The organism is Catellatospora bangladeshensis, assembly GCF_016862575.1.
GTDB classification, from domain to species: Bacteria; Actinomycetota; Actinomycetes; order Mycobacteriales; family Micromonosporaceae; genus Catellatospora; species Catellatospora bangladeshensis.
In genome coordinates this window covers 25507-51175 of record NZ_BONF01000052.1, presented here as the reverse complement: position 1 = coordinate 51175, position 25669 = coordinate 25507, and the positions used below count along the sequence as shown (strand labels likewise).

Below are 25669 nucleotides of genomic sequence, written 5' to 3'. Positions count from 1 at the left end.
ACCCACAACGCGCGCAAGATCGGCACAGCAGACGGGGCGGGGTTCGGCGCGTCAGCGCCGGGCCCCGCCCCGTCCTCTAGATCACACCCGCGGCTTCTCGCGCATCTCGAAGGTCTCGATGACGTCGCCCACCTGCAGGCTGCCGAAGCCGTTCAGAGTCAGACCACACTCGAAGCCCTCGCGGACCTCGGTGGCGTCGTCCTTGAACCGCTTGAGCGAGCTGATCGAGGCGTTCTCCGCCACGACCGTGCCCTCGCGCACCACCCGCGCCTTGGCGTTGCGGCGCAGCAGGCCCGACCGGACGATACAACCGGCGATGAGACCCACCTTGGACGAGCGGAAGACCTCGCGGACCTCCGCCGAACCCAGGGCGACCTCCTCGTACTCCGGCTTGAGCATGCCCTTGAGGGCCGCCTCGATCTCCTCGATGGCCTGGTAGATGACCGTGTAGTAACGGATCTCCACACCGGCGCGGTCGGCGAGATCGCGAGCCTGCTCCATCGGCCGCACGTTGAAGCCGATGATGATCGCGGTCGAGTTCGCCGAGGCGGACGCCAGGTTGACGTCGTTCTCGGTGATCGCACCCACGCCGCGGTGGATGATCCGAAGCTGGATCTCCTCCGGGATGGGCAGCGCGACCAGCGCGTCCTCCAGGGCCTCGACGGAACCGGAGACGTCGCCCTTGATGATCAGGTCCAGCGAGGTGCGCTCGCCTTCCTTGATCTTCTCGAGCAGGTTCTCCAGCGACACCCGGCCGCGCAGGCTCGCCTGCTCGGCCGCCCGCTTGCGGGCCTGCCGCTGCTCGGCGATCTGGCGCACGGTCCGGTCGTCGTCGGCGGCCAGGAAGGTGTCACCCGCACCCGGCACCGCGGTCAGACCGAGCACCATGACCGGACGGGCCGGGCCCGCCTCGGACAGCGGGTGGCCGTTCTCGTCCAGCATCGCCCGGACGCGGCCGTAGGCGTTGCCCGCCACGATCGAGTCACCGACGTTGAGCGTGCCCTTCTGGACCAGCACCGTCGCGACCGGGCCGCGGCCCTTGTCGAGCCGGGCCTCGATGGCCAGACCCTGGGCGTGGCCGTCGATCGGAGCGGTCAGCTCCAGCGACGCGTCCGCGGTCAGCAGCACCGCCTCCAGGAGGCCGTCGATGTTGATCCGGCTCTTGGCGGAGATGTCCACGAACATGGTCTCGCCGCCGTACTCCTCGGCGACCAGGCCGTACTCGGTCAGCTGCTGACGCACCTTGCCCGGGTTGGCCTCCGGCTTGTCGACCTTGTTCACCGCGACCACGATCGGCACGTCGGCCGCCTTGGCGTGGTTGAGCGCCTCGATCGTCTGCGGCATGACGCCGTCGTCGGCCGCCACCACCAGCACCACGATGTCCGTGGCCTGCGCACCACGGGCACGCATGGCGGTGAACGCCTCGTGACCCGGGGTGTCGATGAACGTGATCGCCCGGTCCTCACCCTCGTGCTCGACGTGCACCTGGTACGCGCCGATGTGCTGGGTGATGCCGCCGGCCTCGCCCTCGACCACGTTGGCCGAGCGGATCGCGTCGAGCAGCTTGGTCTTACCGTGGTCGACGTGACCCATGACGGTCACCACCGGCGGACGGCTGACCAGGCGCTCCTCGTCGACGTCGGCGTCGAGGTCGATGTTGAAGCGCGCGAGCAGCTCGCGGTCCTCGTCCTCGGGGCTGACGATCTGCACGTCGAAGCCGAGGTGCTCACCGAGCAGCATCAGGTCGTCGTCGGTGCAGGACTGCGTCGCCGTCACCATGATGTTCAGGTTGAACATCTCCTGGACGAGCGAGCCCGGGTTGGCGTTGATGCGGTCGGCGAAGTCCGACAGCGAGGCGCCGCGCGGCAGCCGGAGCTGCTGACCCTGACCCCGGGGCGCACCCGAGGACATCGTCGGCGCGGACAGGTTGTCGAACTCTTGACGCCGCTGCTTCTTGGACTTGCGGCCGCGCGACTTGCCGCCGCCCCGGCCGAACGCGCCCGCAGCGCCGCCACCGCGGCCACGGCCACCGGCACCGCCGCCACCGGGACGGCCCGCGCCACCCGCCGGCGGGCCACCGGTGCCACCACCGGGACCACCGCGGAAGCCGCCACCGCCACCACCGGGACCACCGCCGGGGCGGAAGCCCGTGCCGGCGCCACCGCCGCCACCGGGACCGCCGCGGAAGCCGCCACCGCCGCCGCCACCGGGACCGCCGCGGAAGCCGCCGCCGCCACCGGGCCGGCCGGCACCGCCACCCGGACCACCCGGACGGCCCGCGCCGCCGCCCGGACGTGCCGGACGCTGGCTGGGCATGGAGGCCGGGTTGGGCCGCGGCGGCATCGAGGCCGGGCTGGGCCGGGGCGGCATGGAGGCCGGGTTGGGACGCGGCATGCCGGCCGGAGACGGACGCGAAGGAGCGCCGCCGCCCTGCGAGATGCCGAACGGGTTGTTGCCGCCGGTGCGCGGCGGACGGCCGCCACCGGGCGTGGCCGGACGGCCCTCACGGCCGCCGCCCTCGGGACGCGGACCGCGGTCGCGGCCGCCGTCGGGACGCGGACCGGACGGACGCCCGTCGCGGCGGTCGCCACCGGGCGCACCGGGACGGCCGCCCGGCGCGGCCGGACGCGCGCCGGTGCCGGCCGCGGACGAACCGGGCCGCGGCGGCATGAAGCTGGGCTTCGGGGCGTCCGGACGTCCGCTGTCCTCACGCTGCTTCGCCGCCTGCTGGGCCGCGCGGACCGAGGCCTCCTGCTCGGCCTTCAGCGCCGAGGCACGGGCCTCCGCCGCCGCGACCTCGATGTCGTGCGCGCTCGCCGGCTTGGTGACCGGGGTCGGCGGGACCATCGAGACGGGTGCCTTCGGCTTCACCGGTGGGGCCGAGGGCTTCTTGGGGGGTGCCGGACGCGCCGTCACCCGGGATTCACTGGTCGCCGCCGGCGTCGCCGCGGCTGCCGGGGGCGCCGACGGCGCGCTGGGCGCGGCCGGAGCCGCCCCGCCTGCCGCGAAGGCGTCCTTCAGCCGTCGTGCGACGGGAGCTTCCACGGTGCTCGACGCGGACTTGACGAACTCGCCCATCTCCTTGAGTTTGGCGAGAACGTTCTTGCTCTCGACGCCGAGCTCCTTAGCAAGCTCGTGTACGCGGGCCTTGCCTGCCACTGCACTCCTCACTCCGAGGTCGCACGGGCAGTGACCCGCTGCGACCTCACTTGTGCACTTGAAGCCTGATCATTTTTGCGACTTCATCGTGTGCCCATGCCGGTCGTCCTACCTTGCTTGATCCTCAGACGGGGCTGATGAGGCACCCGTCTACGGTGGTCCGCCACCCCGTGACGGTCTGGCGGTGATCCTTCGGATCGGTGTCGTGATCCCTCGGACCGTGTCACGATCCGTGGATCGCCCCGGTCAGCTCACCGGTGTCGATGACCCCGGTGATCCGCAGCGCGCGCCCGAAGGCGCGGCGCCGCAGCGCCGACTCGAGACAGGCCGCTGTCGGGTGCACGTGGGCACCCCGGCCGGTCGATCTGCGTCGCGGGTCGGGCCGGAGGCTGAACTGGTCAGCGCCCGACGCCACCGCTACGACGCGGAGCAGTTCGGTAGCGGACGCGCGCTGCCTGCATCCGACACACGTGCGCACCGGAGGTGCGAGCGGTGTGTTGGAAGAGGCCGCCACATGCGATCCCGGCCGCGTGCGTCGTACCACCGGGAAAGTCTACCCCTAAGCGGAGACCGGGGTGCCGCCTGGCTCCGTCTCGTGATCAGCCGCAGCCCGCGGACCGCGCGGCGCGGCCGCCCCGGAGTCGGCCGCATCGGAGCGGATGTCGATGCGCCAACCGGTCAGACGGGCAGCCAGCCTGGCATTCTGCCCTTCCCGGCCGATCGCGAGAGACAGCTGGTAGTCGGGCACCGTGACGCGCGCCGCACGGGCTGCGAGATCCACCACTTCGACCTTCAGCGCCTTCGCGGGCGACAGCGCGTTGCCCACGAACTCGGCCGGGTCCTCCGACCAGTCGATGATGTCGATCTTCTCGCCGTGCAGTTCACTCATGACCGCGCGCACCCGCTGGCCCATCGGGCCGATGCAGGCGCCCTTCGGGTTGACCCCCGGGACCGTCGAGCGTACGGCGATCTTGGTGCGGTGACCCGCCTCACGGGCGATCGCGGCGATCTCCACCGTGCCGTCGGCGATCTCGGGCACCTCCAGCGCGAACAGCTTCTTCACCAGCGCCGGGTGGGAGCGGGACAGGGTGACCTGCGGGCCGCGGAAGCTCTTGGCGACGTGCACCACCACGCAGCGGATGCGCTGGCCGTGCGGGTAGGTCTCCCCCGGCACCTGCTCCGACTGCGGCAGCACGGCCTCGACCTTGCCCAGGTCCACCGAGACGATGCCCTTCTCCGAGCGCGTCTCGTGCGCCTGGATCACGCCGGTGACCAGGTCCCCGTCGCGGTTGACGTACTCGCCGAAGTGCACCTCGTCGGTCGCCTCGCGCAGCCGCTGCAGGATGACCTGCTTGGCGGTCATCGCCGCGATCCGGCCGAAGTCGTGCGGGGTGTCGTCCCACTCCCGCAGCAGCTCGCCCTCGGGGCCGTACTCCTGCGCGTACACCACGGCCGCGCCGGACTGCCGGTTGATCTCCACGCGGGCGTGCGACTGCGCGCCCTCCGTGTGCCGATACGCGGTGAGCAGCGCAGACTCGATTGCCTGCAGGATGGTCTCCTCGGAGATCTCCTTGTCGCGTGCCAGCGCGCGCAGCGCCGCCAGATCGATGTTCACCGCTCTTCCCCTTCGTCGTCCGGCTCGCCGTCGTCCGGCTCCTCGTCGTCGGACGAGTCGTCGTCGAACTCGGCGAGCTCCTCATCGGAGATCTCATTCATCCGCTTGAACTCGACCTGGACCCGGCCCGGGCCCAGCGCGCCGTACTCGAACGCGTGCTCCCTGCCGTCCACGTCGAGCGTGATGCCCGTGTCGTCGGCGTCCACCACGCGGCCGGTCAGCGTCTTCTCGCCCGCCTTGACCTTGACCAGGCGGCCGACGTTGCGCGTCCAGTGCCGCGGCAGCGTGAGCGGCCGGTCCACGCCGGGCGAGGAGACCTCCAGCTGGTACTCGCCCATGATCAGTTCACGGCCGGACGCCTCCGCGTCGTCCAGCGCCCGCGACACCGCGCGGGAGACGTCGGCGATCGCGTCCAGGCCGACGCCGCCGTCGCCGTCGATGATCACGCGGACCAGGTGCCGCCGGCCGACCTGCTTGACGGAGAGCTCCTCCAGGTCGTAGCCGGTCTCCGTGACCACCGGCTCGATCACGGCCTGTAACCGGGCGCGCCGGGCGGCCAGTTCCGCCGGAGCGGTCCGGGCTGGGGCCGGTGCGGCCGGGCGGGCGGCCGGGCGGCCGGTCTGCCTGCCTGAGGCGCGGCCACGCTGAGCCATCTGAGGGCACCCCTCTCGGTGATACATCGACTGCGCAGAGCGTAACCCGCGAGCACGCGGCAACTACCAGCGGCGCGCTGCGGGCACGCGCGGCACGGGTGACCCGTCCCGGCGGCCCGCCCGGACGGCGGACCCCGAGGAGTCCCCACCAGCGGCCCGACACGGGAACGACGGTTAGCGGAGCCCGCCCGGATGAGGAAGACTGGCGCGGTGCGTACGCGGGCAAATGATCATAGCGGGCCGGGCGGCTTCCGGCCGAATCGACGTGGGCTGCTGCGAGCCGGAGCGGCGGCCGCGGTCGCGGGCGTGGCCGCACCGGCGCTGGCGGGCTGCGACCTGTTCGGCGGGCCGGACGCGCCGCCCCCGCCGGACGCGCTGACCGGCCTGCTCGCGGGCACCCACGCGCTGGTCGCGTCGTACGACGCCGCGCTGGCCGCGGACACCACGCTGACCGCCCTGCTCACGCCGCTGCGCGACACGCACAAGGCGCACGCGGCGGCCCTGGAGGCGATCATGAGCCCCAAGCCCTCGCCGAGCTCGTTCAGCCTGCCCAGCGCCGCCCCGGTCGACGGCGACCGGAAGAAGATCCTGGCCACGCTGCGCACCGCGGAGGCCTCGGCCGCCAAGCAGGCCGCCGAGGCGTGTGTGAGCACCACCACCGTGCGAGCCGTCCTGGTCGGCGAGATCGCCGCCGCCCGCGCCACCCACGTGGAGGTGCTCGCATGACGACCCTGGCCGAACGGTTGCAGACGGCGCTGGCCGCCGAGCACAGCGCCATCTATGCCTACGGGCGCCTCGGCGTGCTCCTCGACAAGGCAGGGCAGAAGGAGGCGCGCACGGGCGAGGAGGCGCACCGCGCCCGCCGGGACGCGCTGCTGCTGCGCCTGGCCGAGCTGAAGGCCGAGGCGCCGGTCGCCGAGCCGGGTTACGCGCTGCCGTTCCCGCTGGCCGACCGGGCCGCCGCGCTGAAGCTCGCCGCGTACGTGGAGGACGGGGTCGCGGCCAGCTGGCGGGCGGCGCTGGCCGACGCCGAGGGCGAACTGCGGCGCCAGGTGCTGACCGGGTACACCGACGCGGCGGTGCGGGCCACGCGCTGGCGGCGGCGCGCCGGGGTCGCCCCGGCAACGGTGCCCTATCCGGGGCGCAAGGCGCAGTGACCAGGGCGGGTTGAAACCCGCATACCGAGTATGCATACTCAGTAGCCATGTCCATCCGGCATGGTTTGCTCGCCCTGCTCGAACGCGGGCCCCGCTACGGCTACCAGTTGCGGGCCGAGTTCGAAGACTCCACCGGCTCCACCTGGCCGCTCAACATCGGCCAGGTCTACACCACTCTCAACCGCCTCGAACGCGACGGCCTGGTACGCGCGCTGCCGGAGAACGACGGGGGGCAGCGCCCGTACGAGATCACGCCTGACGGGCGCACGGAGCTCACGCTCTGGTTCGCCACCCCGATCGCCCGCGCCGACCGGCCCCGCGACGAGCTGGCCATCAAGCTGGCGCTCGCGCTGACCACCCCCGGCATCGACGTGCAGGCGGTGGTGCAGACCCAGCGCACCGCCACCATGCGCGCGCTGCAGGAGTACACCCGCCTCAAGCGCAGCGACGCGGAGCTGCCCTGGCGCCTGGTGCTGGAGGCCATGATCTTCCAGTCCGAGGCCGAGCTGCGCTGGCTCGACCACTGCGAGACCGCCCTGGTGCGCTACGACAGGCCCGCCCCCGCACCGCTCCCCCAGCACGACGACGCCACCCGGGAGGCCGAGGTATGAGCACCGCCGTCCTGCAGCTCCGCGACGTGCACCGCACCCACGGCACCGGCGAGGCCGCCGTGCACGCCCTGGCCGGGGTCACCGTCAGCGTGCACGCCGGCGAGCTGGTCGCCGTGATGGGCCCGTCCGGCTCCGGCAAGTCGACCCTGCTCAACCTGGCGGGCGGGCTCGACAGTCCCGACTCCGGCGAGGTGCTGGTCGAGGACACCGCCCTGTCCACGCTGCGCCGCCCCCAGCTGGCCGCGCTGCGCCGCCGCAGCGTCGGCTACGTGTTCCAGGCGCTCAACCTGCTGCCCAGCCTCACCGCGGCGGAGAACGTGGCGCTGCCGCTGGAGCTGGAGGGCGTCTCCGCGCGCAAGTCCCGCCCGCTGGCCGAGGCCGCGCTGGCCGAGGTCGAGCTGACCGGGTACGCCGACCGCTTCCCCGACGAGATGTCCGGCGGCCAGCAGCAGCGCGTCGCCATCGCCCGCGCCCTGGTCGGGCAGCGCCGCCTGGTGCTGGCCGACGAGCCCACCGGCGCGCTGGACTCGGTGACCGGCGAGGCGGTGCTGCGCCTGCTGCGCGCCCGCGTCGACGCCGGGGCCGCCGCCGTGCTGGTCACCCACGAGGCCCGGCACGCCGCCTGGGCCGACCGGGTGATCTTCCTGCGGGACGGCCGGGTGGTCGACGCCTCCGGCCCGCTGACCCAGCCCGAGCAGCTGCTGGAGACCGCGTCATGAGGTGGCTGCGCGGCTGGCTGCCCGCGCTGCGCATCGCCCGGCGCGACGCCCGCCGCAACCGGGGTCGCTCGCTGCTGGTCATCGCCATGCTCGGGCTGCCCGCACTGGGGCTGTCGTTCGCCGCGACGGTCTACGACATGAACGAGCTGACCCCGGCCGAGCAGCTGGACCGCGAACTCGGCCGCTACGACGCCCGCGTGCAGTGGGTCGCCGACGGGCCGCTGGCGCAGGCCCCCGACGGAAACAGCTACAGCTACGACGGGGAGCCCAGCAAGGACACCGGCACCGCCGAAGAGTTGCTCCGGATGCTGCCCGCGGGCTCGCGCCTCACCCAGGTGACGGAGGACTTCGTCGAGGTCTACACCGCCAGCGGGGTCATCGGCGTCACCAGCCGCATCCTCGACGTCGCCGACCCGCAGCTCGCGGGCATGGTGACCCTGCTGGAGGGCACGGCGCCGCGCGGGGACGGCGAGATCGCCGTCAACGCCCGCCTCGCCCGGCGCATGGACCTCCGGCCCGGCAGCACGCTGCGCCTGGTGCAGCCCGACCGGACGTACCAGGTCACGGCGCTGGTGGAGTTCCCGGACGACCTGAACGACACGGTGGTCCTGCCGTCCGACGAAACCGCCGCAGGCTACCCGGTCTTCCTGGCGGACACCCCGGCGCCGCTGCTGTGGGCCGACGTGCAGCAGCTCAACACCCACGGCCTGGTGGTACGCAGCCGCGCCGTCGTGCTCGACCCGCCGCCGACCGACCCGCGCTTCGTGTACGGCACCGGCCCGCAGGTCGAGGAGCTCAGCCTGGGCGTGGTCCTGATCGGCCTGATCATCCTGGAGATCGTGCTGCTGGCCGGCCCGGCCTTCGCGGTCGGCGCCCGGCGCCGCAGCCGTGATCTGGCGCTCGTCGCCGCTACCGGCGGCACCCCCGCCCACCTGCGGCGCATCGTGCTGGCCGACGGCATCGTGCTCGGCCTGGCCGCCGCGGTCGGCGGCATCGTGCTCGGCGTGGCGGCGGCCACCGCGCTGCGCCCGCTGATCGAGGAGTACCTGGTCGACGCGCGCTCGGGCGGCTGGCGCTTCCTGCCGCTCGCCCAGCTCGGCATCGTCGTGCTCGCGGTCGGCACCGGCCTGCTCGCCGCGATGGTGCCCGCGTTCACCGCCGCCCGGCAGTCGGTGACCACCGTGCTGGCCGGCCGCCGGGGCGTGGTCCGCTCCCGCAAGCGCTGGATCACCCTGGGCCTGGCCATGGCCGCCGCCGGTGCGGTGATCGCGATCGTGGGCGCGCTCGGCTCACAGGTCAACGTGATCCTCGGCGGCCTCGTCATCGGCGAACTGGGCCTGGTGCTGCTCACCCCGTCGCTGGTCGGGCTGATCTCCCGGACCGGCCGGTGGCTGCCGCTCGCGCCCCGGATCGCGCTGCGCGACACGGCCCGCAACCGTGGGGCGGCCGCCCCGGCGATCTCGGCGGTGATGGCCGCCGTCGCCGGGGCCGTCGCCATCGGCGCCTTCATCGGCAGCGAGGCGCAGAACGCGTACGACAACTACGACCCCCAGCTGCCGCTCGGCCACTTCGCGGTCGGGTTCCCGAGCGAGGACGGCCGGCGGCCCGACACCGCCAAGGTCCTGGCGGCGATCCGCGAGACCGTGCCCGGTGCCGATCCGCACGTGTTCTCCCACGTCGCCTGCGCCGGGCCCGCCGAACCGGGCGAGCGCGACTGCGGCGCGTACCCGGTCCTCCCCCCGGCGGAGCGCTGCCCCGCCTGGGTGGATCCGCAGCCGGGCGTCCCCACGGAGCCCGACGAGAACGACCCGCGCTGCCGCGGCTTCAGCGGCAGCTGGGCGTTCTACGTCGCGGTGGACGACGGCAGCGGCCTGAGCGCCCTCAGCAGCGCCCCGCCCGCCGAGCTGGCGAAGGCGCGGGCCGTGCTGGAAGCCGGTGGCATCGTCGTCGACGATCCGCGCTACGTCGTGGACGGCAAGGTCGCGGTCGCGCTCGTCGACGGGCCGCCCGTGGACGATCCGTACGACCTGCCCACCGTGCCAGTGCCCGCCGCCGTGCTGGCCGGCGACGACATGGCCGCCTCGTTCGTCGTCTCCCCCGGCCTGGTGCGCGCGCACGGTCTCGCGGTCCGCCCCGGCGATGTGGCGGCGTCCCTCGACCACGTGCTGACCGGCTCGGAGGCCGAGCAGCTGACCGGCCGCCTCCGGGAGCTCAGCACGCAGCTGTCGCTGACCGTCGAGCGGGGCCCGCAGTTCCGCGAGGAGCCGATCATCTGGATCCTCGGGGTGATCGCGGCGCTCGTCGCGCTGGGCGCGGCCGGGGTCGCCACGGGCCTCACCGCCGCGGACAGCCGCCCGGACCTCGCCACCCTCGGCGCGGTCGGCGCGAGCCCCCGGGTGCGCCGGCTGCTGTCGCTGAGCCAGTCCGGCGTCATCTCCGGCCTGGGCGCCCTGCTGGGCGTCCTGGCGGGCCTCGGCACCGCCGCGGCCCTGGTCGCCGCGGTCAACTCCAGCCGCGGTCTCGCCCACCAGGACCAGGTCCCGATGACCCTGACCCTCCCCTGGGACACCCTGGCCATCGTCCTCTCGGTCCCCCTGGTCGCCATGCTCGGCGCGGGCCTGCTCACCCGCTCCCGCCTCCCCATCGAACGCCGCCTATGAAAGGAAGGGCACCTTCTTAACGCTATGCGTAGAGGAAGGTGCCCTTCTTAACCCTCCCCGGCGGGGGCGCTCGCGGCAGACCGGGGCTTGATCGCGAGTTCGTGTCCAAAAGTGCAGCTGGACCGCAGATCTTGACACGAACTCGCGATCAACACCCGTCGCCGGGTGGTCTTCCGTGCCGGCACCGGCTGCGGCACACTGTGCCGATGCTGAGACGCCTCGCCCGCTACCTGGGCCACCGCACCTGGTTCGCCCGAGCGGGCCGGGTCCTCGTGCCGCTCGACCGCACCGTCGCGAAACTCACCAAGGGCCGGGTCGTCGCCCTGGGCCTGATCCCCACGCTGATCATCACCACCACCGGCAAGAAGTCCGGCCTGCCGCGCACCCAGCCCTTGGCCTACGCCCGCGACGGCGACCACTTCGTGGTGATCGGCTCCAACTGGGGCCAGCAGAGCCACCCGGCCTGGTCGGCGAACCTGCTCGCCAACCCCGACGCCGTCGTCACGCTCGGCGGCCGGGAGATCCCGGTGCGCGGCGAGCTGGCCACCGGCGAGCAGCGGGAACGGCTGCTGAAGCTGCTGCTGGAGGTCTGGCCGGCGTACACGACGTACCAGCAGCGCGCCTCGAACCGCGTGATCCGCGTCTTCAGCCTGATCCCCCGCTGACGGGCCGCCTCCCGGGCCGCCTGGCGGCGGCAGGCGTTAATAAGGGCACCTTCCTCTACGGAATCCGTTAAGAAGGTGCCCTTCCTTATGCGGTGGTGACGCCGATGGCGGCGCCGATGAGGTAGGTGGCGCCGGCGGCGGCCGCGCCGAGCAGGAGCTGGCGCAGGCCCGCGGCCCACCAGCGGCGGTGGGTGAAGCGGGCGGTCAGCGCGCCGACCACGAACAGGCCGATGCCGCCGACGGCCAGCGCGACCTGGAGCGAGTCGCTGCCCGCCAGGTAGCTCAGCAGCGGGATCAGCGCGCCGATGGAGAAGCAGACGAACGACGAGAACGCCGCCGTCCACGGGCTCGGCTTGCTGTCCGGGTCGATGCCCAGCTCCTCGCGGACGTGCATGCGCAGCGCCTCGTCGGGCTGGGCGCGCAGGTCCTCCGCCAGCTGCCGGGCCAGCTCCGGCGAGATGCCCCGCTCGATCCAGCGCTGGGCCAGCTCGGCCGCCTCGGCGGCGGGGTTGCGGCGCAGCTCCCGCCGCTCCTTGGCGACCTCGGCGTCGATCTGCTCGTTGGCGGTGCGGACGCTGGCGTACTCGCCGAGCGCCATCGAGATCGCGCCCGCGACCAGGCCCGCCACGCCGGTGAGCACCACCGTCTGCGAGCCCACCCCGGCGCCGCCGACACCGGCGATGAGGCCGATGTTGGAGACCAGCCCGTCCATCGCCCCGAACACCGCCGCGCGCAGCCAGCCGCCGGAGACGTCGGCGTGCTCGTGGTCGATCGGCGGCAGCGCCGTCTCGGCGTCTGGAAGCCCGGCAGCAGGCAGCCCGGCGCCGGGCGCGGGCTCGGTGCCGAGGGCGGGGTCGGGCTTGTCCGGGTTCACGGCAGGGTGAGGATGTCCGCGCCCGACTCGGTGACGACCAGCGTGTGCTCGAACTGGGCGGTCCAGCGGCGGTCCTTGGTGACCACCGTCCAGGTGTCCTTCCAGGTCTCGTACGCGATCGTGCCGAGCGTGATCATCGGCTCGATGGTGAAGGTCATGCCGACCTCCATGATCGTGTCCGCGTTCGGGTTGTCGTAGTGCGGGATGAACAGTCCGCTGTGGAACGACTGCCCGATGCCGTGCCCGCCGAAGTCGCGCACCACGCCGTAGCCGAAGCGCTTGGCGTACGACTCGATGACCCGGCCGATGACGTTGATCGGGCGGCCCGGCGCGACCGCCTTGATGCCGCGCATGAGCGCCTCGTGGGTGCGCTCGACCAGCAGCCGGGCCTCCTCGTCGACGTTGCCGACGCAGAAGGTGGCGTCGGTGTCGCCGTGCACGCCGTCCTTGAACGCCGTCACGTCCACGTTGATGATGTCGCCGTCCTGGATCACCGTGGTGTCCGGGATGCCATGGCAGATGACCTCGTTGAGGCTGGTGCAGCAGGACTTCGGGAAGCCTTTGTAGCCCAGCGTCGACGGGTACGCGTCGTGGTCGAGCAGGAACTCGTGCACCAGCCGGTCGATCTCGTCGGTGGTCACGCCCGGCTTGCAGTGCTCGCCGGCGAGCTGCACGGCCTGGGCCGCGATCCGCCCGGCGACGCGCATCTTCTCGATCGACTCCGCGTCCTGGGTGAGCGGGCCGTCCCAGCGCTTGGGCTGCTTGCGGCCGACGTACTCGGGGCGCGGGATGTGCGCGGGCACCTCCCGCCACGGGGAGAGCTTGCCTGGGGTCAGCGTGGCACGGCCGTTCATGCCCTGAACTCTAGCGCTCGGCGAACATCGGGGCGCCGTCGATGCTCGCCGCGTTGCGCGTGGCCCGGTAGTGCTCGCGCTGCTCCGGCGTCTTGTGCTCTCAGAACCGGACGAGCAGGTCACGGTCGCCCTCGTACGACATCAGCGGCACGCCGTAGCCGCACGAGTCCGACACGCGCGTGACGTCGATCACGACGATGCTGCGCAGGCCGACGTGCGGCGGGGCCGGGAAGTGCGCGATCAGCTCGGCGGCGCGCGGGTCCTCGGCGAGCACCGCCTCGCCCCGGCCGTGCAGCCGGTAGATCTTGGGCGGCCCGTCGAACGCGCACACCATGAGCACGATGCGGCCGTTCTCGCGCAGGTGCGCCATGGTCTCGATGCCGGAGCCGCCGTACTCGTAGTACGCCACCTGATGCGGGCCGATCACCGCGAACGAGTCGGTCAGGCCCTTGGGCGACACGTTGACGTGCCCGTCGGCCCCGGACGGCGCGGTGGCCACGAAGAACACCCGCTGCGCCATGAGGAAGTCACGGATCTTGCCGTCGATCTGCTCGTACACCTGGCCCATGACCGCGACGCTACTCCCGCGACACGCGGTCGGCAGCCCCGAAACCCGCCACGTGGGACGCGCCATGTGGCGGGTGCCGGCCGGGGATCAGACCGTGGCGAAGAACTCGGTCTTGCTGCCGCGGGCCCCGCGCAGTTGCGCGGCCGCGCCGACCAGGGCCTGGAACAGGCCGTTGGCGGCCATGTCCTCCGGGTGCCACTGCACGCCGACCGCGAACGGGTGGTCGGGGTGCTCGATCGCCTCGATCAGGTCGTCGGTGGCGCACCACGCGGTGGGCAGCATCCGCCCCGGGTCCTTGACCCCCTGGTGGTGGTACGAGTTCACGACCGCCTCGGCCCCGTAGATCTCGCGGCAGCGCGACCCGGTCGCGAAGTGCACGCCGTGCTCGGCGTACACCTTCACCGGGCCGACCGTGGAGTGGCCGCCGTGGCCGACCGCCTCGGGCAGGTGCTGGTGCAGCCGCCCGCCGCTGGCCACGGCCATGACCTGCATGCCCCGGCACACGCCGAGCAGCGGCAGGCCGGTCTTCAGCGCGATGCGCACCAGCGGCAGCTCGCCCGCGTCGCGCTGCGGGCTGGTGTAGACCGTCGGGTGGGGCGTCTCGCCGTAGCGGGCGGGCTCCACGTCGGCGCCCCCGGCCACGATCAGCCCGTCGAGCCCGTCGAGCACCTCGACGCCGCCGTCGGGCATCGGCGGGATGAGCACCGGGCGGCCCCCGGCCCGGCTGACCTGGTCCACGTACGCCCACGGGAGCACCGCGGCGACACAGTCGTGGACGCTGTAGCGGGCGGATTCGACGTAGGTGGTGATACCGATCAACGGTCTGGTCACATCGCTCACAACGGCGTCACATATGCCCCGGTAATGCCCCCGTCCACAACGAACTGCGAGGCGGTGATGAATGAGGAGTCGTCGCTGGCGAGAAACGCTACCGCCGCGGCGATCTCCTCGGGCTCGGCGAACCGGCCCATCGGCACATGGACGAGTCGGCGAGCCGCCCGCTCCGGATCCTTCGCGAACAGCTCCATCAGCAGCGGCGTGGCCACCGGCCCGGGGCACAGCGCGTTGACGCGCACCCCCTGCCGGGCGAACTGCACGCCCAGCTCCCGGCTCATCGCCAGCACCCCGCCCTTGCTGGCGGTGTAGGCGATCTGACTCGTCGCGGCGCCCATCAGCGCCACGAAGCTCGCCGTGTTGATGATCGAGCCCTTGCCCTGCGCGAGCATGTGCGGCAGCGCGTACTTGCAGCACAGGTAGACGCTGGTGGTGTTGACCCGCAGCACCCGCTCCCAGGCGTCGAGCCCGGTGTCCAGGATCGAGTCGTCGTCGGGCGGCGAGATGCCCGCGTTGTTGAACGCGACGTCCACGCGCCCGCGCCGGGCCGCGACGCCGTCGAACAGCTCGCGCACCTGCGTCTCGTCGGAGACGTCGCACTGCACGAACTCGCCGCCGACCTCCTCGGCGATCTTCTTGCCCGCCTCCTCGGCGAGGTCCACCGCCACCACGTACGCGCCCTCGGCGGCGAACCGCCGCGCGGTGGCCGCGCCGATGCCGCTGGCCGCCCCGCTGATGACCGCCACTCGGTCCTGCAACCGCCCCATGCCCTGACCTGCCTGCCCTTCCCTGTGTGCCTGGCCGTGGCGCCCGCGAGGCCGTAACAACAGCGTGCGGTACGCGAGCGGCTCGGCGCTGCCGAATCACTCCGTGGAGATGAAGACGTTCTTGGTCTCGGTGAACGCGAGCGGGGCGTCCGGGCCCAGCTCGCGGCCCAGCCCGGACTGCTTGGCCCCGCCGAACGGGGTCCAGTAGCGCACCGAGCTGTGCGAGTTGACGCTGAGCACCCCCGCCTCCACCCCGCGGGCCAGCCGCAGCGCCCGGCCCACGTCGCGGGTCCAGATCGACCCGGACAGGCCGTACTCGGTGTCGTTGGCCAGCCGCAGCGCGTCGGCCTCGGTGTCGAACGGCAGCACGGACAGCACCGGCCCGAACACCTCCTCGCGCCAGTGCCGCTCGTCCACCGCCCGGGTCTCCAGCACGGTGGCCGGATGCCAGTAGCCGGGGCCGTCCGGCGCGCCGCCGCGCATCAGCACGTTCGCGCCGTCCACGTAGCCCGTGACGCGTTCGCGCTGCTCGGCGGTGATGAGCGGGCCCATGCCGGTGGCCGGGTCCATGGGGTCGCCGCAGCGCCAGGCCGCCACGTGCGGCTCCAGCAGGGCGAGGAAGTCGTCGTACACCTCGCGCTGCACGAGCAGGCGGGAGCGGGCGCAGCAGTCCTGCCCGGCGTTGTCGAACACGGCCCCGGGCAGCGCGGCGGCGGCCCGCTCCAGGTCGGCGTCGGCGAACAGCAGGGTGGAGCTCTTGCCGCCCAGCTCCAAGGTCACCCTCGTCAGGTCGGCCGCGCACGCCGCCATGATCTGGCGGCCCACCTCCACCGACCCGGTGAAGCAGATCTTGCGTACCCCCGGATGGGTCACCAGCGCGTGGCCGGCGACCTCGCCGTGGCCGGGCAGGACCGTCAGCACGCCCTCGGGCAGCCCCGCTTCGAGGGCCAGCTCGGCCAGGCGCAGCGCGGTCAGCGGCGTGGTCTCGGCGGGTTTCACGATCACCGTGTTGCCCGCCGCGAGCGCGGGCGCGAAGCCCCAGGCCGCGATCGGCATCGGGAAGTTCCACGGCACGATCACGCCGACCACGCCCAGCGGCTCGTGGAACGTCACGTCCAACCCGCCCGCGACCGGGATCTGCCGCCCGCACAGCCGCTCCGGCGCGCCGGAGTAGTAGTCGAGCAGGTCGCGGACGTTGCCCGCCTCCCAGCGCGCGTTGCCGATGGTGTGCCCGGCGTTGCGCACCTCCAGCAGCGCCAGCTCCTCGGCGTGCGCGTCGACCACGGCGGCGAACCGGCGCAGCAGCCGCGCCCGGTCCCCCGGCGACACGTTGCGCCAGCTCTCGAACGCCTTCGCGGCCCGCCCGACGGCGGCGTCGACCGCCGCGGCGTCGGCCGGCTCCACCGTGGCGACGACCTCTTCGGTGACCGGATTGACGATCTTCACAGCCGCTCGAACCCCCGCACCAGTTCCCAGTCCGTCACCGCCGCGTCGTACGCGGCCAGCTCCACCTGCGCGGCGTGCCCGTAGTGCTCCACCACCGCGTCGCCGAACGCGTCCCGCGCCACCGCCGAGGACTCCCAGCGCAGCAGCGCGTCCCGCAGCGTGGCGGGCATGCGCGGCGCGGACGGGTCGGCGTACGCGTTGCCGCTGAACAGCGGCTCCAGCGGCAGCTCGTTCTCGATGCCGTGCAGCGCGCCCGCCACCATCGCCGCGACGGCCAGGTACGGGTTCACGTCACCGCCGGGCGCCCGGTGCTCCACCCGCAGCGAGGTGTCGTGCCCCACCAGGCGCAGCGCGCAGGTGCGGTTGTCCCGCCCCCAGCGCAGCGCCGTCGGCGCGAACGAGCCCGCCTGGTAACGCTTGTACGAGTTGATGTTCGGCGCGTAGAGGATGCTCAGGTCCACCGTGCTGGCCAGCAGCCCCGCGAGCACGTGCTCGCCCAGCGGGCTGAGCTGGTCCCCCTCGGCCATCACCGGCCGCCCGTCCGCGTCGCGCAGCGAGAAGTGGATGTGGCACGAGTTGCCCTCGCGCTGGTTCGGCTTGGCCATGAAGGTCAGCGACATGCCCTGCTGGGCGGCGATCTCCTTGGCCCCGTGCTTGTAGAGCGCGTGCTGGTCGGCCGTCTTCAGCGCCTCGGCGTAGCGGAACGCGATCTCGTGCTGGCCGAGGTTGCACTCGCCCTTGGCGCTCTCCGGGGCCAGCCCCGCCCCGGCCATGCCGAGCCGGATCGCCCGCAGCAGCGGCTCGACCCGCGTCGTTCCCAGCAGCGAATAGTCCACGTTGTACCCGTTGGCCGGGGTGAGCCCCTGGTAGCGCTTGGCCGCCGCCTGCTCGTAGGAGTCCTGGTAGACCACGAACTCCAGCTCCGTGCCGACGTACGCGGTCAGCCCGCGCTCGGCGAGCCGGTCCAGCTGGCGGCGCAGGATCTGCCGCGGCGACTGCACCACCGGGCTCCCGTCCAGCCACAGCACGTCGGCCAGGATCAGCACGGTGCCCGGCAGCCACGGGATCGGGCGCAGCGTGTCCAGGTCCGGCCGCAGCACGAAGTCGCCGTAGCCCTGGTTCCAGCCGGAGACGGCGTACCCGTCCACCGGGGTCATCTCGACGTCCACCGCGAGCAGGTAGTTACAGGCCTCGCTGCCGTGGCCGACGACCTCGTCCAGGAAGTACGTCGCGTGCAGGCGCTTGCCCTGCAGCCGCCCCTGCATGTCCGTCATGGCCAGCAACACCGTGTCGATGTCGCCCGCCTCCACCATCGCGCGCAGGCGCTCCACCGACCACATGCCCACCAGTCCTACCCCCAGCACCCCCCGCCGTCAACAAACTCCCATGGGTCACTGCTCCCGGCGCGCCGCGGCAAAGTTGGGCCGGAGGGCTTCCGTTCCCGCCTGGTAGCGAGTACGACTGTTCGAATGGGAGCGAGTGCGCGGGCGGTGATCATCGGGGGCGGCGTGGTCGGCTGCTCCCTGGCGTACCACCTCGGCCGGGCCGGGTGGCGCGACACCGTGCTGCTCGAGCAGCACGAGCTCATGGACGGCACCACCTGGCACACGGCCGGCTTCGTCACCTCGATGCGCGGCCCCGACGGCCCCGCCTGGCACGCCCGGCTCACCGGATACCTGCCCGCGCTGGCCGCGATGCTGCGCGCCGAGACCGGCCACGACCCCGGCTGGCGAGCCGTCGGCGGCCTGCGGCTGGCGCTCAGCCACCAGCACGTCGACGAGCTGCGCCGCCTCGCCCGCCGCGCCGACGAGCTGGGCGTCCCGCTGGAGCTGCGCGGGGCGTCGGCCACCATGGGCCTGGCCCCGCGGCTCGACCTGACCGACGTGCAGGCCGCCGCGTGGCTGCCCGGCGAGGGCTTCGTCCGCCCCAAGGACTTCGTCAACGCCCTGGTCGCCGGTGCGGTCTCGCACGGCGTCGAGATCCGCACGGGGGTACGCGTCACCGCCCTCGACACCACCGGCGGCCGGGTGCGCGCGGTCCACACCAGCGACGGCGTCATCGAGACGCCGCTCGTGATCAACGCGGCCGGCGCCGCGGCGGGCGCGGTGGGCGCACTGGCCGGTGTCGTCGTCCCCGTCGTCCCGATCCTGCACCAGTACGGCGTCAGCGAGGTCCTGCACCCCGCGCTCGACCCGGACACGACCCCCACCTGCCGCATCCCCGAGCAGTCGCTCTACCTGCGCGCCGCGAACGGGGCCGTGATCGTCGGCGGCAACCGCCCCGACCCCGTGCCCGCCTGGCCCGCCGGCGACGCCGAGCCCCTCGCCAAGGCCCGGGAACTGGCCGCACCCGACGACGCGGCGTTCGCTCCGCTGTGGCGGCTGGCCGGGGACCGCATGCCGGAGCTGCGCCGGGCCAAGCTCGTGAAGATCATGAACGGCGTCGAGGCGTTCACCCCCGACGGCGCCCCCCTCGCGGGCCGCTCGCCCCTGCCCGGCCTCTGGATCGCGGCCGGGTTCGGCCTGCACGGCATGGCCCTGGCCGGCGGCATCGGCCGCCACCTCGCCGAGTGGATCACGTCCGGCACCCCCAGCTGGGAGCTGGACGCCCTCCTCCCCGACCGCTTCGGCCCGCCCGCCGCCAACCGCGACTGGACCACCTCCCGCGCCCTCGACACCCTCCGCCGCTGACCCGACCGGCCCAGCCCTCAACCTGACCCTGACCCCCGCCCGGCCCGGTCCGCTCCGGTCCAAGATCGGCGTTTCGTGTCCAAACGTTAGGCCAGGCCGCACCTTTGGACACGAAACCGCGATCTTCACCATCCAGCCGCGCCGGACACCAGCCGAAGATCGCCAGTTCGTGTCGAAACCTATGGCCAGACCACACTTTCCGACACGAACTCGCGATCACCCTCGGCGGCACGGGCGGCGCGGCACGGGCGGCGCGGCGTGGGTCAGTCGGCGGTGGGTTTGGCGGCGGGGGTGGCGGGGGCGGCGGCGGGGCCGGTGGTGGCCACGGTGCTGGCGAGCTGCTCCCAGACCATCCCGGTCTGGTGGGCGAGCGCCCCGACCACGGCGGGCACGACGGGCAGCAGCCAGTCGGCGACCCAGCCGCTGTGGGTGAGGTTGAGTACGACGATCGCCGCGACCGCCCCGCCGACGCCGTGCGCGCTCGCCCGCCAGGCGGCGCGTCCGCTGTGGGCGACGGCGGCCCGCCGGGCGGCCTTGTCACTGAGCTTGGGCCACCCGGCCAGCGCCTTGGCATCCCGCCGCCCGAAGTTGAATCCGGACACCGCGAGGGTGACCGAGCATCCGACCACGACGGCCGCGAGGCTGTTGCGGGTCAGCATCATCAGCAGTGCCGCGGCACCCGCTCCACTGCTGACGGCGACGACGGCGCGGATCCACTCCTGCTTCTCTCCGGGATACCAGTAGTACTTCGTGGTGGTTTCAGAGAGCTGTTTTACGATCCGCCCCATCGGGGTGTTCACCTCGCCGGCCGCAACATCTGGTCAGCACCAATCGTTACGTAACGTAGTTAGCTAGGTGCTCAAAGTCACGAAAATGGTCGTGACTACGGCGCGTCGTGCGCGGCGTGTCAGAACAGGACGGTGGCGAACGTGCCGACCTGGCGGAACCCGAGCCGCTCGTACACGCGCCGGGCCGGAGCGTTGTAGTCGTTGACGTACAGGCTCACCGTCGGCGCGACCCGGCGCAGCGCGTCGCGCACCACCGCCGCCATGCCGGACGTCGCGTAACCCCGGCCGCGCCAGGTCGGGTCCACCCATACCCCCTGGATCTGGGCGGTGTGCCGGGTCACGACGGCCAGCTCCGCTTTGAACACCACTGTCCCGTCGACGATGCGGGCGTACGACCGCCCGGCCTTCACCAGCTCCGCCACCCGCCCCCGGTAGCCGCGCCCGCCGTCGTCACCGCACGGCGACACGCCCACCTCCTCGGTGTACATCGCGACCGAGGCGGGGAAGACCAGGTCGACCTCGTCGGGCCGGACCTGCCGCACGAGCGGATCGGCGGCCACGGCGGGCGGGTTGTCCACCACCATGAGCGGCTGGTCGCGGCGCACCGTCCGTTCCGGACCCCAGGCCGGCCGGAGCAGCTCCCACAGGCCCAGCACCGCGTCGGCCTCGCCGACCAGGGAGGCGCACACGCGCGGCTGCCCGGACACCAGCTCGGCGAAGGCGGCCACGGCGTCGGCACCGGCGCCGACCGGCGACACCTGGCCGCCGGACCACAGGACGGCCTCGGGGTGGCGGCGGTTGCCGTAGCCGTAGAGCCGGCCGTCGGCCCGCCAGCCCAGTCCGCGCAGCGCCACCCGCTCGGCCACCTGCGCCGCCGCGATGGGGTACGCCGCCAGGAGGCGTTCCACTGCCGCGCGGTCAGCTTCGGCCAGCTGCCGCACCGGGAGGGTGAGCATGACCACAGCCTAATGAGATCCGCGCCGCCCGCCACTGCTACCCGGGAAACGAAGCTTGCCGCCGACACGTTGCCGATATATCGTTAACGTATCGCCGACAGCACGGCGATAATCGGAGATAGCCTCGCGACCACGCGAGATTCAGCACGAAAGAGGACGAAGAGATGTTCCGACGACACCACGGACACGGCATGCGTGAGCACGCCCACGGCTCGCACGACCACCACGGCCACGACCCCCGGCTGTTCGCCTTCGGGCCGATGCGGCCCCCGTTCGGCCCCGGCGGCTTCGGCCCCGGCGGGCGCGGACACGGCCGCGGTCGCGGGCGGCGCGGCAACACCCGCGCGGCGGTGCTGGGCCTGCTCCTGGAGCGCCCGATGCACGGCTACGAGATGATCTCAGAGCTGGAGACGAGGACGGGCGGCGTCTGGCGCCCGAGCCCCGGCTCGATCTACCCGACCCTCCAGCTGCTGGAGGACGAGGGCCTGATCGTCAGCGAGGAGGCCGACGGCCGCAAGCGGTTCACCCTCACCGAGGCGGGCCGCGCCGAGGCCGACCGCGCCACCGAGGCCGGCCACGGCCGCCCCTGGCAGGACTTCGACGCCGACCACGTCGCCCAGGCCCAGGAGTTCCGCGAGGCGGGCTTCGCCGTCATGAGCGCCCTGCGCCAGGTCGCCATGACCGGCACCCCCACCCAGCGCCAGAAAGCCCTGGAGACCCTCCAGGACACCAAGCGCAAGCTCTACGCCATCCTCGCCGAGTGACCCCCACCCACCCCGCCGATCTTGCGCGAACGGTGGGGACGACACGCCCCTACCGCCCAAAAGGGCAACACTTCGCGCAAGATCGACGCGATCTTGGCGGCGCGGGTCGAGGGGGCAGACGCGAGCAGGCCCCGTTCCTGAGGAACGGGGCCTGCTCGCGTGAGTGGGAAAGGTCAGTGGACCGTGACGACGGGGGCGACGGGCTCGCCGTCGCCGAGCACGTCGATGCCGAGGTCGGCGGCGATCTTCATGGCCTCCTCGACCAGGGTCTCCACGATCAGCGACTCGGGCACGGTCTTGATGACCTCGCCCTTGACGAAGATCTGGCCCTTGCCGTTGCCGGACGCGACGCCGAGGTCGGCCTCACGCGCCTCGCCGGGGCCGTTGACGACGCAGCCCATGACCGCGACGCGCAGCGGGGCCGGGAAGCCCTCCAGGGCCGCGGTGACCTGCTCGGCGAGGGTGTAAACGTCGACCTGGGCGCGACCGCAGGACGGGCAGGAGACGATCTCCAGGCCGCGCTCCTTCAAGCCCAGCGCCTCCAGGATCGCCGTACCCACCTTGATCTCCTCGACCGGCGGGGCGGACAGCGACACGCGGATGGTGTCGCCGATGCCCTCGGCCAGCAGCGCGCCGAACGCCACCGACGACTTGACCGTGCCCTGGAACGCCGGGCCGGCCTCGGTCACGCCGAGGTGCAGCGGGTAGTCGCACTGCTGCGCGAGCTGCCGGTACGCCTTGATCATCACGACCGGGTCGTTGTGCTTGACGCTGATCTTGATGTCCCGGAAGCCGTGCTCCTCGAACAGCGAGCACTCCCACAGCGCCGACTCGACCAGCGCCTCGGCGGTGGGCTTGCCGTACTTCTCCAGCAGGCGCTTGTCCAGCGAGCCCGCGTTGACGCCGATGCGGATCGGCACACCGGCCGCCGAGGCCGCCGCCGCGATCTCCTTGACCTTGTCGTCGAACTGCCGGATGTTGCCCGGGTTGACCCGGACCGCCGCGCAGCCCGCGTCGATCGCCGCGAAGACGTACTTCGGCTGGAAGTGGATGTCGGCGATCACCGGGATCGGCGACTTGCGGGCGATCGCGGGCAGCGCCTCGACGTCGTCCTGCGAGGGCACCGCCACCCGCACGATCTGGCAGCCGGACGCGGTCAGCTCCGCGATCTGCTGCAGGGTCGAGTTGACGTCAGAGGTCAGCGTCGTCGTCATCGACTGCACGCTGACCGGCGCTCCGCCGCCGACCGGCACGCTGCCGACCATGATCTGCCGGCTCTTCCGCCGCGGCGCGAGCGGCGCCGGAGGGGCCGCCGGCATACCAAGGTTGATCGCAGTCACAGCACACTCACTTGTAGATCGAGATGGGGTTGACGAGGTCCGCGGTGACGGTCAGCAGGGTGAACGCACCGAAGATCAGGATGACCGTGTAGGTCAGCGGCATCAGCTTGAAGTAGTCGACCCGGCCCGGGTCGGGCTTGTGCAGGCGAGCGTAGACCCATGAGCGAATCTTCTCGAACCACGCGATGAACAGGTGTCCCCCGTCGAGGGGAAGCAGCGGGAGCAGGTTGAAAATACCCACGAAAAGGTTGAATCCGATGAACAGCGCGGTGAACATGTCCCACGCGCCGCGCTCGACCGCCTCGCCGCCGAGGATGCTGATGCCGACCACGCTGATCGGGGTGTTCGGGTCGCGCTCCGCGCCGCCGATCGCCGAGAACAGCGCCGGGATGCGCTGCGGGAACTGCTTGAGCGCCTCGAACGTGGCGGTCACCATCGAGCCGGCGTACTTCGCGCTCGCGCCGACCGCATCGACCGGGCCGTAGGTCACGGTGTAAGGGACGGTCGAGGTCAGGCCGACGCCGATCGCGGCGACCTTGCGCACACTGCCGTCGGTCATCTTGCGCTCGACCTCGGCCGGGCTGATCTGCACGGTCTGCTGACCGCCATCGCGCTCCACGGTCATCGAGGCGGTCTGCCCGACGGCCAGCGGGCGGATCTGCTCGATCGCCTCGCCCCAGGTCGCCACCGGCTTGCCGTTCACCGCGACCAGCTTGTCGCCGTCGCGCAGGCCCGCCTGCGAGGCCGGGCTGGCCGGGTCGTTCGCGGCGCACTCGCGCAGCGGCAGCGTCTTGACCACGCAGGGCTGCACGGCGAGCACCGCGGGCTGCGACTCGGGGCCGTTCGGCAGGGCCGGGTTGGGCAGGCCGGAGAAGATCGCCAGCAGCCAGATGGCCACGCCGGCCAGGATGAAGTGCACGACCGAGCCCGCCGACATGACGACCGAGCGCTTCCATACCGGGAAGCGCCACATCGCCTTGGGGTCGTCGGCGTCCTCGTCCTGCGGCGTCATGCCGACGATCTTGACGAAGCCGCCGAGCGGGATGCCCTTCACGCCGTACTCGGTCTCGCCGCGGCGGAACGACCACAGGGTCGGCCCGAAGCCCACGAAGTAGCGGGTCACCCGCATGCCGAAGGCCTTCGCGGTGCCCATGTGGCCGGCCTCGTGCAGGCTGACCGAGATCAGGATCACGAGCGCGAACAGGACGATGCCCAGCACACTCATCAGGCGCTCTTCTCCTTGATCAGTTCATGCGCGCGCGTACGCGCCCAGTGCTCCGCGGCGAGCACGTCCTCGACGGTACCCGGTTCGTCATAGTCCGGCGCACCGTCGACGATCTCCGCCACGGTGTCGACGATGGCCAGGAACGGTAGCCGACCCGCTGTGAAAGCCGCCACACACTCCTCGTTGGCGGCGTTGTAGATCGCCGGCCGGCAGCGCCCCGCCCGGCCCGCGGCCTTGGCCAGCTCCACCGCCGGGAACGCCTCCCGGTCCAGCGGGCGCAGCTCCCAGTTGTGCGCCTGCGTCCAGTCGACCGGCTCGGCCGCGTACGGCACCCGGTCCGGCCAGCCCAGCGCCAGCGCGATGGGCAGCCGCATGTCCGGCGGGCTGGCCTGGGCCAGCGTCGAGCCGTCGGTGAACTCGACCAGCGAGTGCAGCACCGACTGCGGGTGCACCATCACCTCGATGTCGTCGTACGCCACCCCGAACAGCTCGTGCGCCTCGATCACCTCGAGGCCCTTGTTCACCAGCGTCGCCGAGTTGATCGTGACCACCGGGCCCATGTCCCAGGTCGGGTGCTTGAGCGCCTCCTCGACCGTGACCGCGCCCAGCTCCTCACGGCGGCGGCCGCGGAACGCGCCCCCGCTCGCCGTCAGGATCAGCCTGCGCACCTCGGACTGCGCACCGCCGCGCAGGCACTGCGCCAGCGCCGAGTGCTCGCTGTCCACCGGCACGATCTGCCCCGGCGCGGCCACCGCCCGCACCAGCGGGCCGCCCGCGACCAGCGACTCCTTGTTGGCCAGCGCCAGGATGCGCCCGGCCTTGAGCGCGGCCAGCGTCGGCGCCAGGCCCAGCGAGCCCACCACGCCGTTGAGCACGATGTCCGCGGGCCACTGCGCCAGCTCCGTCATCGCCTGCGGCCCGGCCAGGATCTTGGGGAGCTTGAACTCCCCTGCCGACCAGCCGCGCCGCTGCGCCTCGGCGTAGAACGCCAGCTGCAGGTCCTGCGCGGTGCTGGCCCTGGCCACGCCGACCGCCTCGACCCCCAGCTCCAGCGCCTGCTGCGCCAGCAGCGCCACGTTGCCGCCGCCCGCGCCCAGCGCGACCACCCGGAACCGGTCCGGGTTGCGCCGCACGATGTCGATCGCCTGGGTGCCGATCGATCCGGTGGAGCCGAGCAGAACTATCTGGCGGGGGATCATCGCCTCATTCTCGCCGAGCCCCCTGAACGCCCGCTGAGCGGGCTACTCATCGAGCGCCGTCTCCTTCGGCAGGCTGTTTCGGGGAAACTGCACGAATCGCGGTGGGCCATTCGTGCAGTTTCCGG

General features: G+C 72.6%; 24 protein-coding genes. 8 read left to right on the top strand and 16 right to left on the bottom strand.

Annotation, left to right across the window (positions count from 1 at the left end; all coding sequences use genetic code 11):
- Positions 1-81: 81 nt before the first annotated feature.
- The 4 genes from infB to rimP form a co-directional block, all read right to left on the bottom strand.
- Positions 82-3159 (bottom strand): translation initiation factor IF-2, encoded by a 3078-nt coding sequence (gene infB / locus Cba03nite_RS35430; protein ID WP_203756147.1) that lies wholly within the window; start codon positions 3157-3159, stop codon positions 82-84.
- A gap of 223 nt (positions 3160-3382) precedes the next feature.
- A complete protein-coding gene (locus tag Cba03nite_RS35425; protein ID WP_203756215.1) occupies positions 3383-3673 on the bottom strand; it encodes a YlxR family protein in 291 nt (96 codons plus the stop codon).
- A 45-nt stretch (positions 3674-3718) separates the two neighbouring features.
- On the bottom strand, positions 3719-4774 hold the full coding sequence (gene nusA, locus Cba03nite_RS35420; protein WP_203756145.1) for a transcription termination factor NusA: 1056 nt from the start codon (positions 4772-4774) through the stop codon (positions 3719-3721).
- Positions 4771-5427, bottom strand: a complete 657-nt coding sequence (gene rimP, locus Cba03nite_RS35415) for a ribosome maturation factor RimP (RefSeq protein WP_203756142.1) — start codon at positions 5425-5427, stop codon at positions 4771-4773. Before rimP ends, nusA begins: the two co-directional genes overlap by 4 nt.
- Positions 5428-5619: 192 nt before the next feature.
- On the opposite strand from rimP, the gene Cba03nite_RS35410 reads away from it, so the two are divergent.
- The 6 genes from Cba03nite_RS35410 (at position 5620) to Cba03nite_RS35385 (ending at position 11239) form a co-directional block, all read left to right on the top strand.
- Positions 5620-6153: a hypothetical protein gene (locus Cba03nite_RS35410; RefSeq protein WP_203756140.1), complete on the top strand. Its 534-nt coding sequence runs from the start codon at positions 5620-5622 to the stop codon at positions 6151-6153.
- The gene (locus Cba03nite_RS35405; RefSeq protein ID WP_203756137.1) at positions 6150-6584 is read left to right on the top strand and encodes a ferritin-like domain-containing protein; all 435 of its coding nucleotides are present in this window, start codon (positions 6150-6152) and stop codon (positions 6582-6584) included. The genes Cba03nite_RS35410 and Cba03nite_RS35405 overlap by 4 nt, the downstream gene beginning before the upstream one ends.
- Positions 6585-6631: 47 nt before the next feature.
- On the top strand, positions 6632-7195 hold the full coding sequence (locus Cba03nite_RS35400; protein WP_203756135.1) for a PadR family transcriptional regulator: 564 nt from the start codon (positions 6632-6634) through the stop codon (positions 7193-7195).
- Entirely contained in the window at positions 7192-7914 is a 723-nt protein-coding gene (locus tag Cba03nite_RS35395; RefSeq protein WP_203756133.1) for an ABC transporter ATP-binding protein, read from the top strand. The genes Cba03nite_RS35400 and Cba03nite_RS35395 overlap by 4 nt, the downstream gene beginning before the upstream one ends.
- A complete protein-coding gene (locus Cba03nite_RS35390) occupies positions 7911-10574 on the top strand; it encodes an FtsX-like permease family protein (RefSeq protein ID WP_203756132.1) in 2664 nt (887 codons plus the stop codon). Before Cba03nite_RS35395 ends, Cba03nite_RS35390 begins: the two co-directional genes overlap by 4 nt.
- Positions 10575-10774: 200 nt before the next feature.
- Positions 10775-11239: a nitroreductase/quinone reductase family protein gene (locus tag Cba03nite_RS35385; protein WP_373315797.1), complete on the top strand. Its 465-nt coding sequence runs from the start codon at positions 10775-10777 to the stop codon at positions 11237-11239.
- Between the two features lie 85 nt (positions 11240-11324).
- On the opposite strand, the gene Cba03nite_RS35380 is transcribed toward Cba03nite_RS35385, so the two are convergent.
- From Cba03nite_RS35380 to Cba03nite_RS35350, 7 genes are all read right to left on the bottom strand, one after another.
- A complete protein-coding gene (locus Cba03nite_RS35380; protein ID WP_275411637.1) occupies positions 11325-12020 on the bottom strand; it encodes a VIT1/CCC1 transporter family protein in 696 nt (231 codons plus the stop codon).
- Positions 12021-12109: 89 nt separating this feature from the next.
- A complete protein-coding gene (gene map / locus Cba03nite_RS35375) occupies positions 12110-12967 on the bottom strand; it encodes a type I methionyl aminopeptidase (protein ID WP_203756123.1) in 858 nt (285 codons plus the stop codon).
- Between the two features lie 100 nt (positions 12968-13067).
- A complete protein-coding gene (locus Cba03nite_RS35370) occupies positions 13068-13535 on the bottom strand; it encodes a pyridoxamine 5'-phosphate oxidase family protein (protein WP_308442776.1) in 468 nt (155 codons plus the stop codon).
- Between the two features lie 87 nt (positions 13536-13622).
- Positions 13623-14366 (bottom strand): gamma-glutamyl-gamma-aminobutyrate hydrolase family protein, encoded by a 744-nt coding sequence (locus Cba03nite_RS35365; protein ID WP_239126254.1) that lies wholly within the window; start codon positions 14364-14366, stop codon positions 13623-13625.
- A 5-nt stretch (positions 14367-14371) separates the two neighbouring features.
- Complete coding sequence (locus tag Cba03nite_RS35360; RefSeq protein WP_203756118.1) at positions 14372-15136, bottom strand: 3-oxoacyl-ACP reductase; 765 nt, start codon at positions 15134-15136, stop codon at positions 14372-14374.
- A gap of 96 nt (positions 15137-15232) precedes the next feature.
- Entirely contained in the window at positions 15233-16576 is a 1344-nt protein-coding gene (locus Cba03nite_RS35355) for an aldehyde dehydrogenase family protein (RefSeq protein ID WP_239126258.1), read from the bottom strand.
- A gap of 2 nt (positions 16577-16578) precedes the next feature.
- On the bottom strand, positions 16579-17922 hold the full coding sequence (locus tag Cba03nite_RS35350) for a glutamine synthetase family protein (protein WP_203756210.1): 1344 nt from the start codon (positions 17920-17922) through the stop codon (positions 16579-16581).
- 129 nt (positions 17923-18051) lie between these two features.
- On the opposite strand from Cba03nite_RS35350, the gene Cba03nite_RS35345 reads away from it, so the two are divergent.
- Positions 18052-19272, top strand: coding sequence for an NAD(P)/FAD-dependent oxidoreductase (locus Cba03nite_RS35345; RefSeq protein WP_203756114.1), 1221 nt, complete (start codon positions 18052-18054; stop codon positions 19270-19272).
- 263 nt (positions 19273-19535) lie between these two features.
- Here Cba03nite_RS35345 and Cba03nite_RS35340 read toward each other — a convergent pair whose 3' ends face one another.
- A complete protein-coding gene (locus tag Cba03nite_RS35340) occupies positions 19536-20060 on the bottom strand; it encodes a hypothetical protein (protein WP_203756111.1) in 525 nt (174 codons plus the stop codon).
- 119 nt (positions 20061-20179) lie between these two features.
- A complete protein-coding gene (locus tag Cba03nite_RS35335; protein ID WP_203756109.1) occupies positions 20180-21016 on the bottom strand; it encodes a GNAT family N-acetyltransferase in 837 nt (278 codons plus the stop codon).
- A gap of 191 nt (positions 21017-21207) precedes the next feature.
- On the opposite strand from Cba03nite_RS35335, the gene Cba03nite_RS35330 reads away from it, so the two are divergent.
- Positions 21208-21780, top strand: coding sequence for a PadR family transcriptional regulator (locus Cba03nite_RS35330; protein ID WP_203756107.1), 573 nt, complete (start codon positions 21208-21210; stop codon positions 21778-21780).
- Between the two features lie 173 nt (positions 21781-21953).
- On the opposite strand, the gene ispG is transcribed toward Cba03nite_RS35330, so the two are convergent.
- From ispG to dxr, 3 genes are read right to left on the bottom strand one after another with little or no spacing between them, the layout of a single operon-like run.
- Entirely contained in the window at positions 21954-23120 is a 1167-nt protein-coding gene (gene ispG / locus Cba03nite_RS35325; RefSeq protein WP_203756105.1) for a flavodoxin-dependent (E)-4-hydroxy-3-methylbut-2-enyl-diphosphate synthase, read from the bottom strand.
- Positions 23121-23127: 7 nt separating this feature from the next.
- Complete coding sequence (locus Cba03nite_RS35320; RefSeq protein WP_203756207.1) at positions 23128-24348, bottom strand: M50 family metallopeptidase; 1221 nt, start codon at positions 24346-24348, stop codon at positions 23128-23130.
- A complete protein-coding gene (gene dxr / locus Cba03nite_RS35315; RefSeq protein WP_203756103.1) occupies positions 24345-25544 on the bottom strand; it encodes a 1-deoxy-D-xylulose-5-phosphate reductoisomerase in 1200 nt (399 codons plus the stop codon). Before dxr ends, Cba03nite_RS35320 begins: the two co-directional genes overlap by 4 nt.
- Between the last annotated feature and the right edge of the window lie 125 nt (positions 25545-25669).

Excerpts from the sequence above, each read along its gene's own strand:
- Cba03nite_RS35340 (WP_203756111.1), bottom strand. The coding sequence starts at position 20,060 with ATGGGGCGGATCGTAAAACAGCTCTCTGAAACCACCACGAAGTACTAC.
- dxr (WP_203756103.1), bottom strand. The coding sequence starts at position 25,544 with ATGATCCCCCGCCAGATAGTTCTGCTCGGCTCCACCGGATCGATCGGC.
- rimP (WP_203756142.1), bottom strand. The coding sequence starts at position 5,427 with ATGGCTCAGCGTGGCCGCGCCTCAGGCAGGCAGACCGGCCGCCCGGCC.
- Cba03nite_RS35345 (WP_203756114.1), top strand. The coding sequence starts at position 18,052 with ATGGGAGCGAGTGCGCGGGCGGTGATCATCGGGGGCGGCGTGGTCGGC.
- Cba03nite_RS35370 (WP_308442776.1), bottom strand. The coding sequence starts at position 13,535 with ATGGGCCAGGTGTACGAGCAGATCGACGGCAAGATCCGTGACTTCCTC.
- Cba03nite_RS35400 (WP_203756135.1), top strand. The coding sequence starts at position 6,632 with ATGTCCATCCGGCATGGTTTGCTCGCCCTGCTCGAACGCGGGCCCCGC.
- Cba03nite_RS35360 (WP_203756118.1), bottom strand. The coding sequence starts at position 15,136 with ATGGGGCGGTTGCAGGACCGAGTGGCGGTCATCAGCGGGGCGGCCAGC.
- Cba03nite_RS35395 (WP_203756133.1), top strand. The coding sequence starts at position 7,192 with ATGAGCACCGCCGTCCTGCAGCTCCGCGACGTGCACCGCACCCACGGC.
- Cba03nite_RS35335 (WP_203756109.1), bottom strand. The coding sequence starts at position 21,016 with ATGCTCACCCTCCCGGTGCGGCAGCTGGCCGAAGCTGACCGCGCGGCA.
- Cba03nite_RS35330 (WP_203756107.1), top strand. The coding sequence starts at position 21,208 with ATGCGTGAGCACGCCCACGGCTCGCACGACCACCACGGCCACGACCCC.
- Cba03nite_RS35350 (WP_203756210.1), bottom strand. The coding sequence starts at position 17,922 with ATGTGGTCGGTGGAGCGCCTGCGCGCGATGGTGGAGGCGGGCGACATC.
- Cba03nite_RS35405 (WP_203756137.1), top strand. The coding sequence starts at position 6,150 with ATGACGACCCTGGCCGAACGGTTGCAGACGGCGCTGGCCGCCGAGCAC.
- map (WP_203756123.1), bottom strand. The coding sequence starts at position 12,967 with ATGAACGGCCGTGCCACGCTGACCCCAGGCAAGCTCTCCCCGTGGCGG.
- Cba03nite_RS35410 (WP_203756140.1), top strand. The coding sequence starts at position 5,620 with ATGAGGAAGACTGGCGCGGTGCGTACGCGGGCAAATGATCATAGCGGG.
- Cba03nite_RS35390 (WP_203756132.1), top strand. The coding sequence starts at position 7,911 with ATGAGGTGGCTGCGCGGCTGGCTGCCCGCGCTGCGCATCGCCCGGCGC.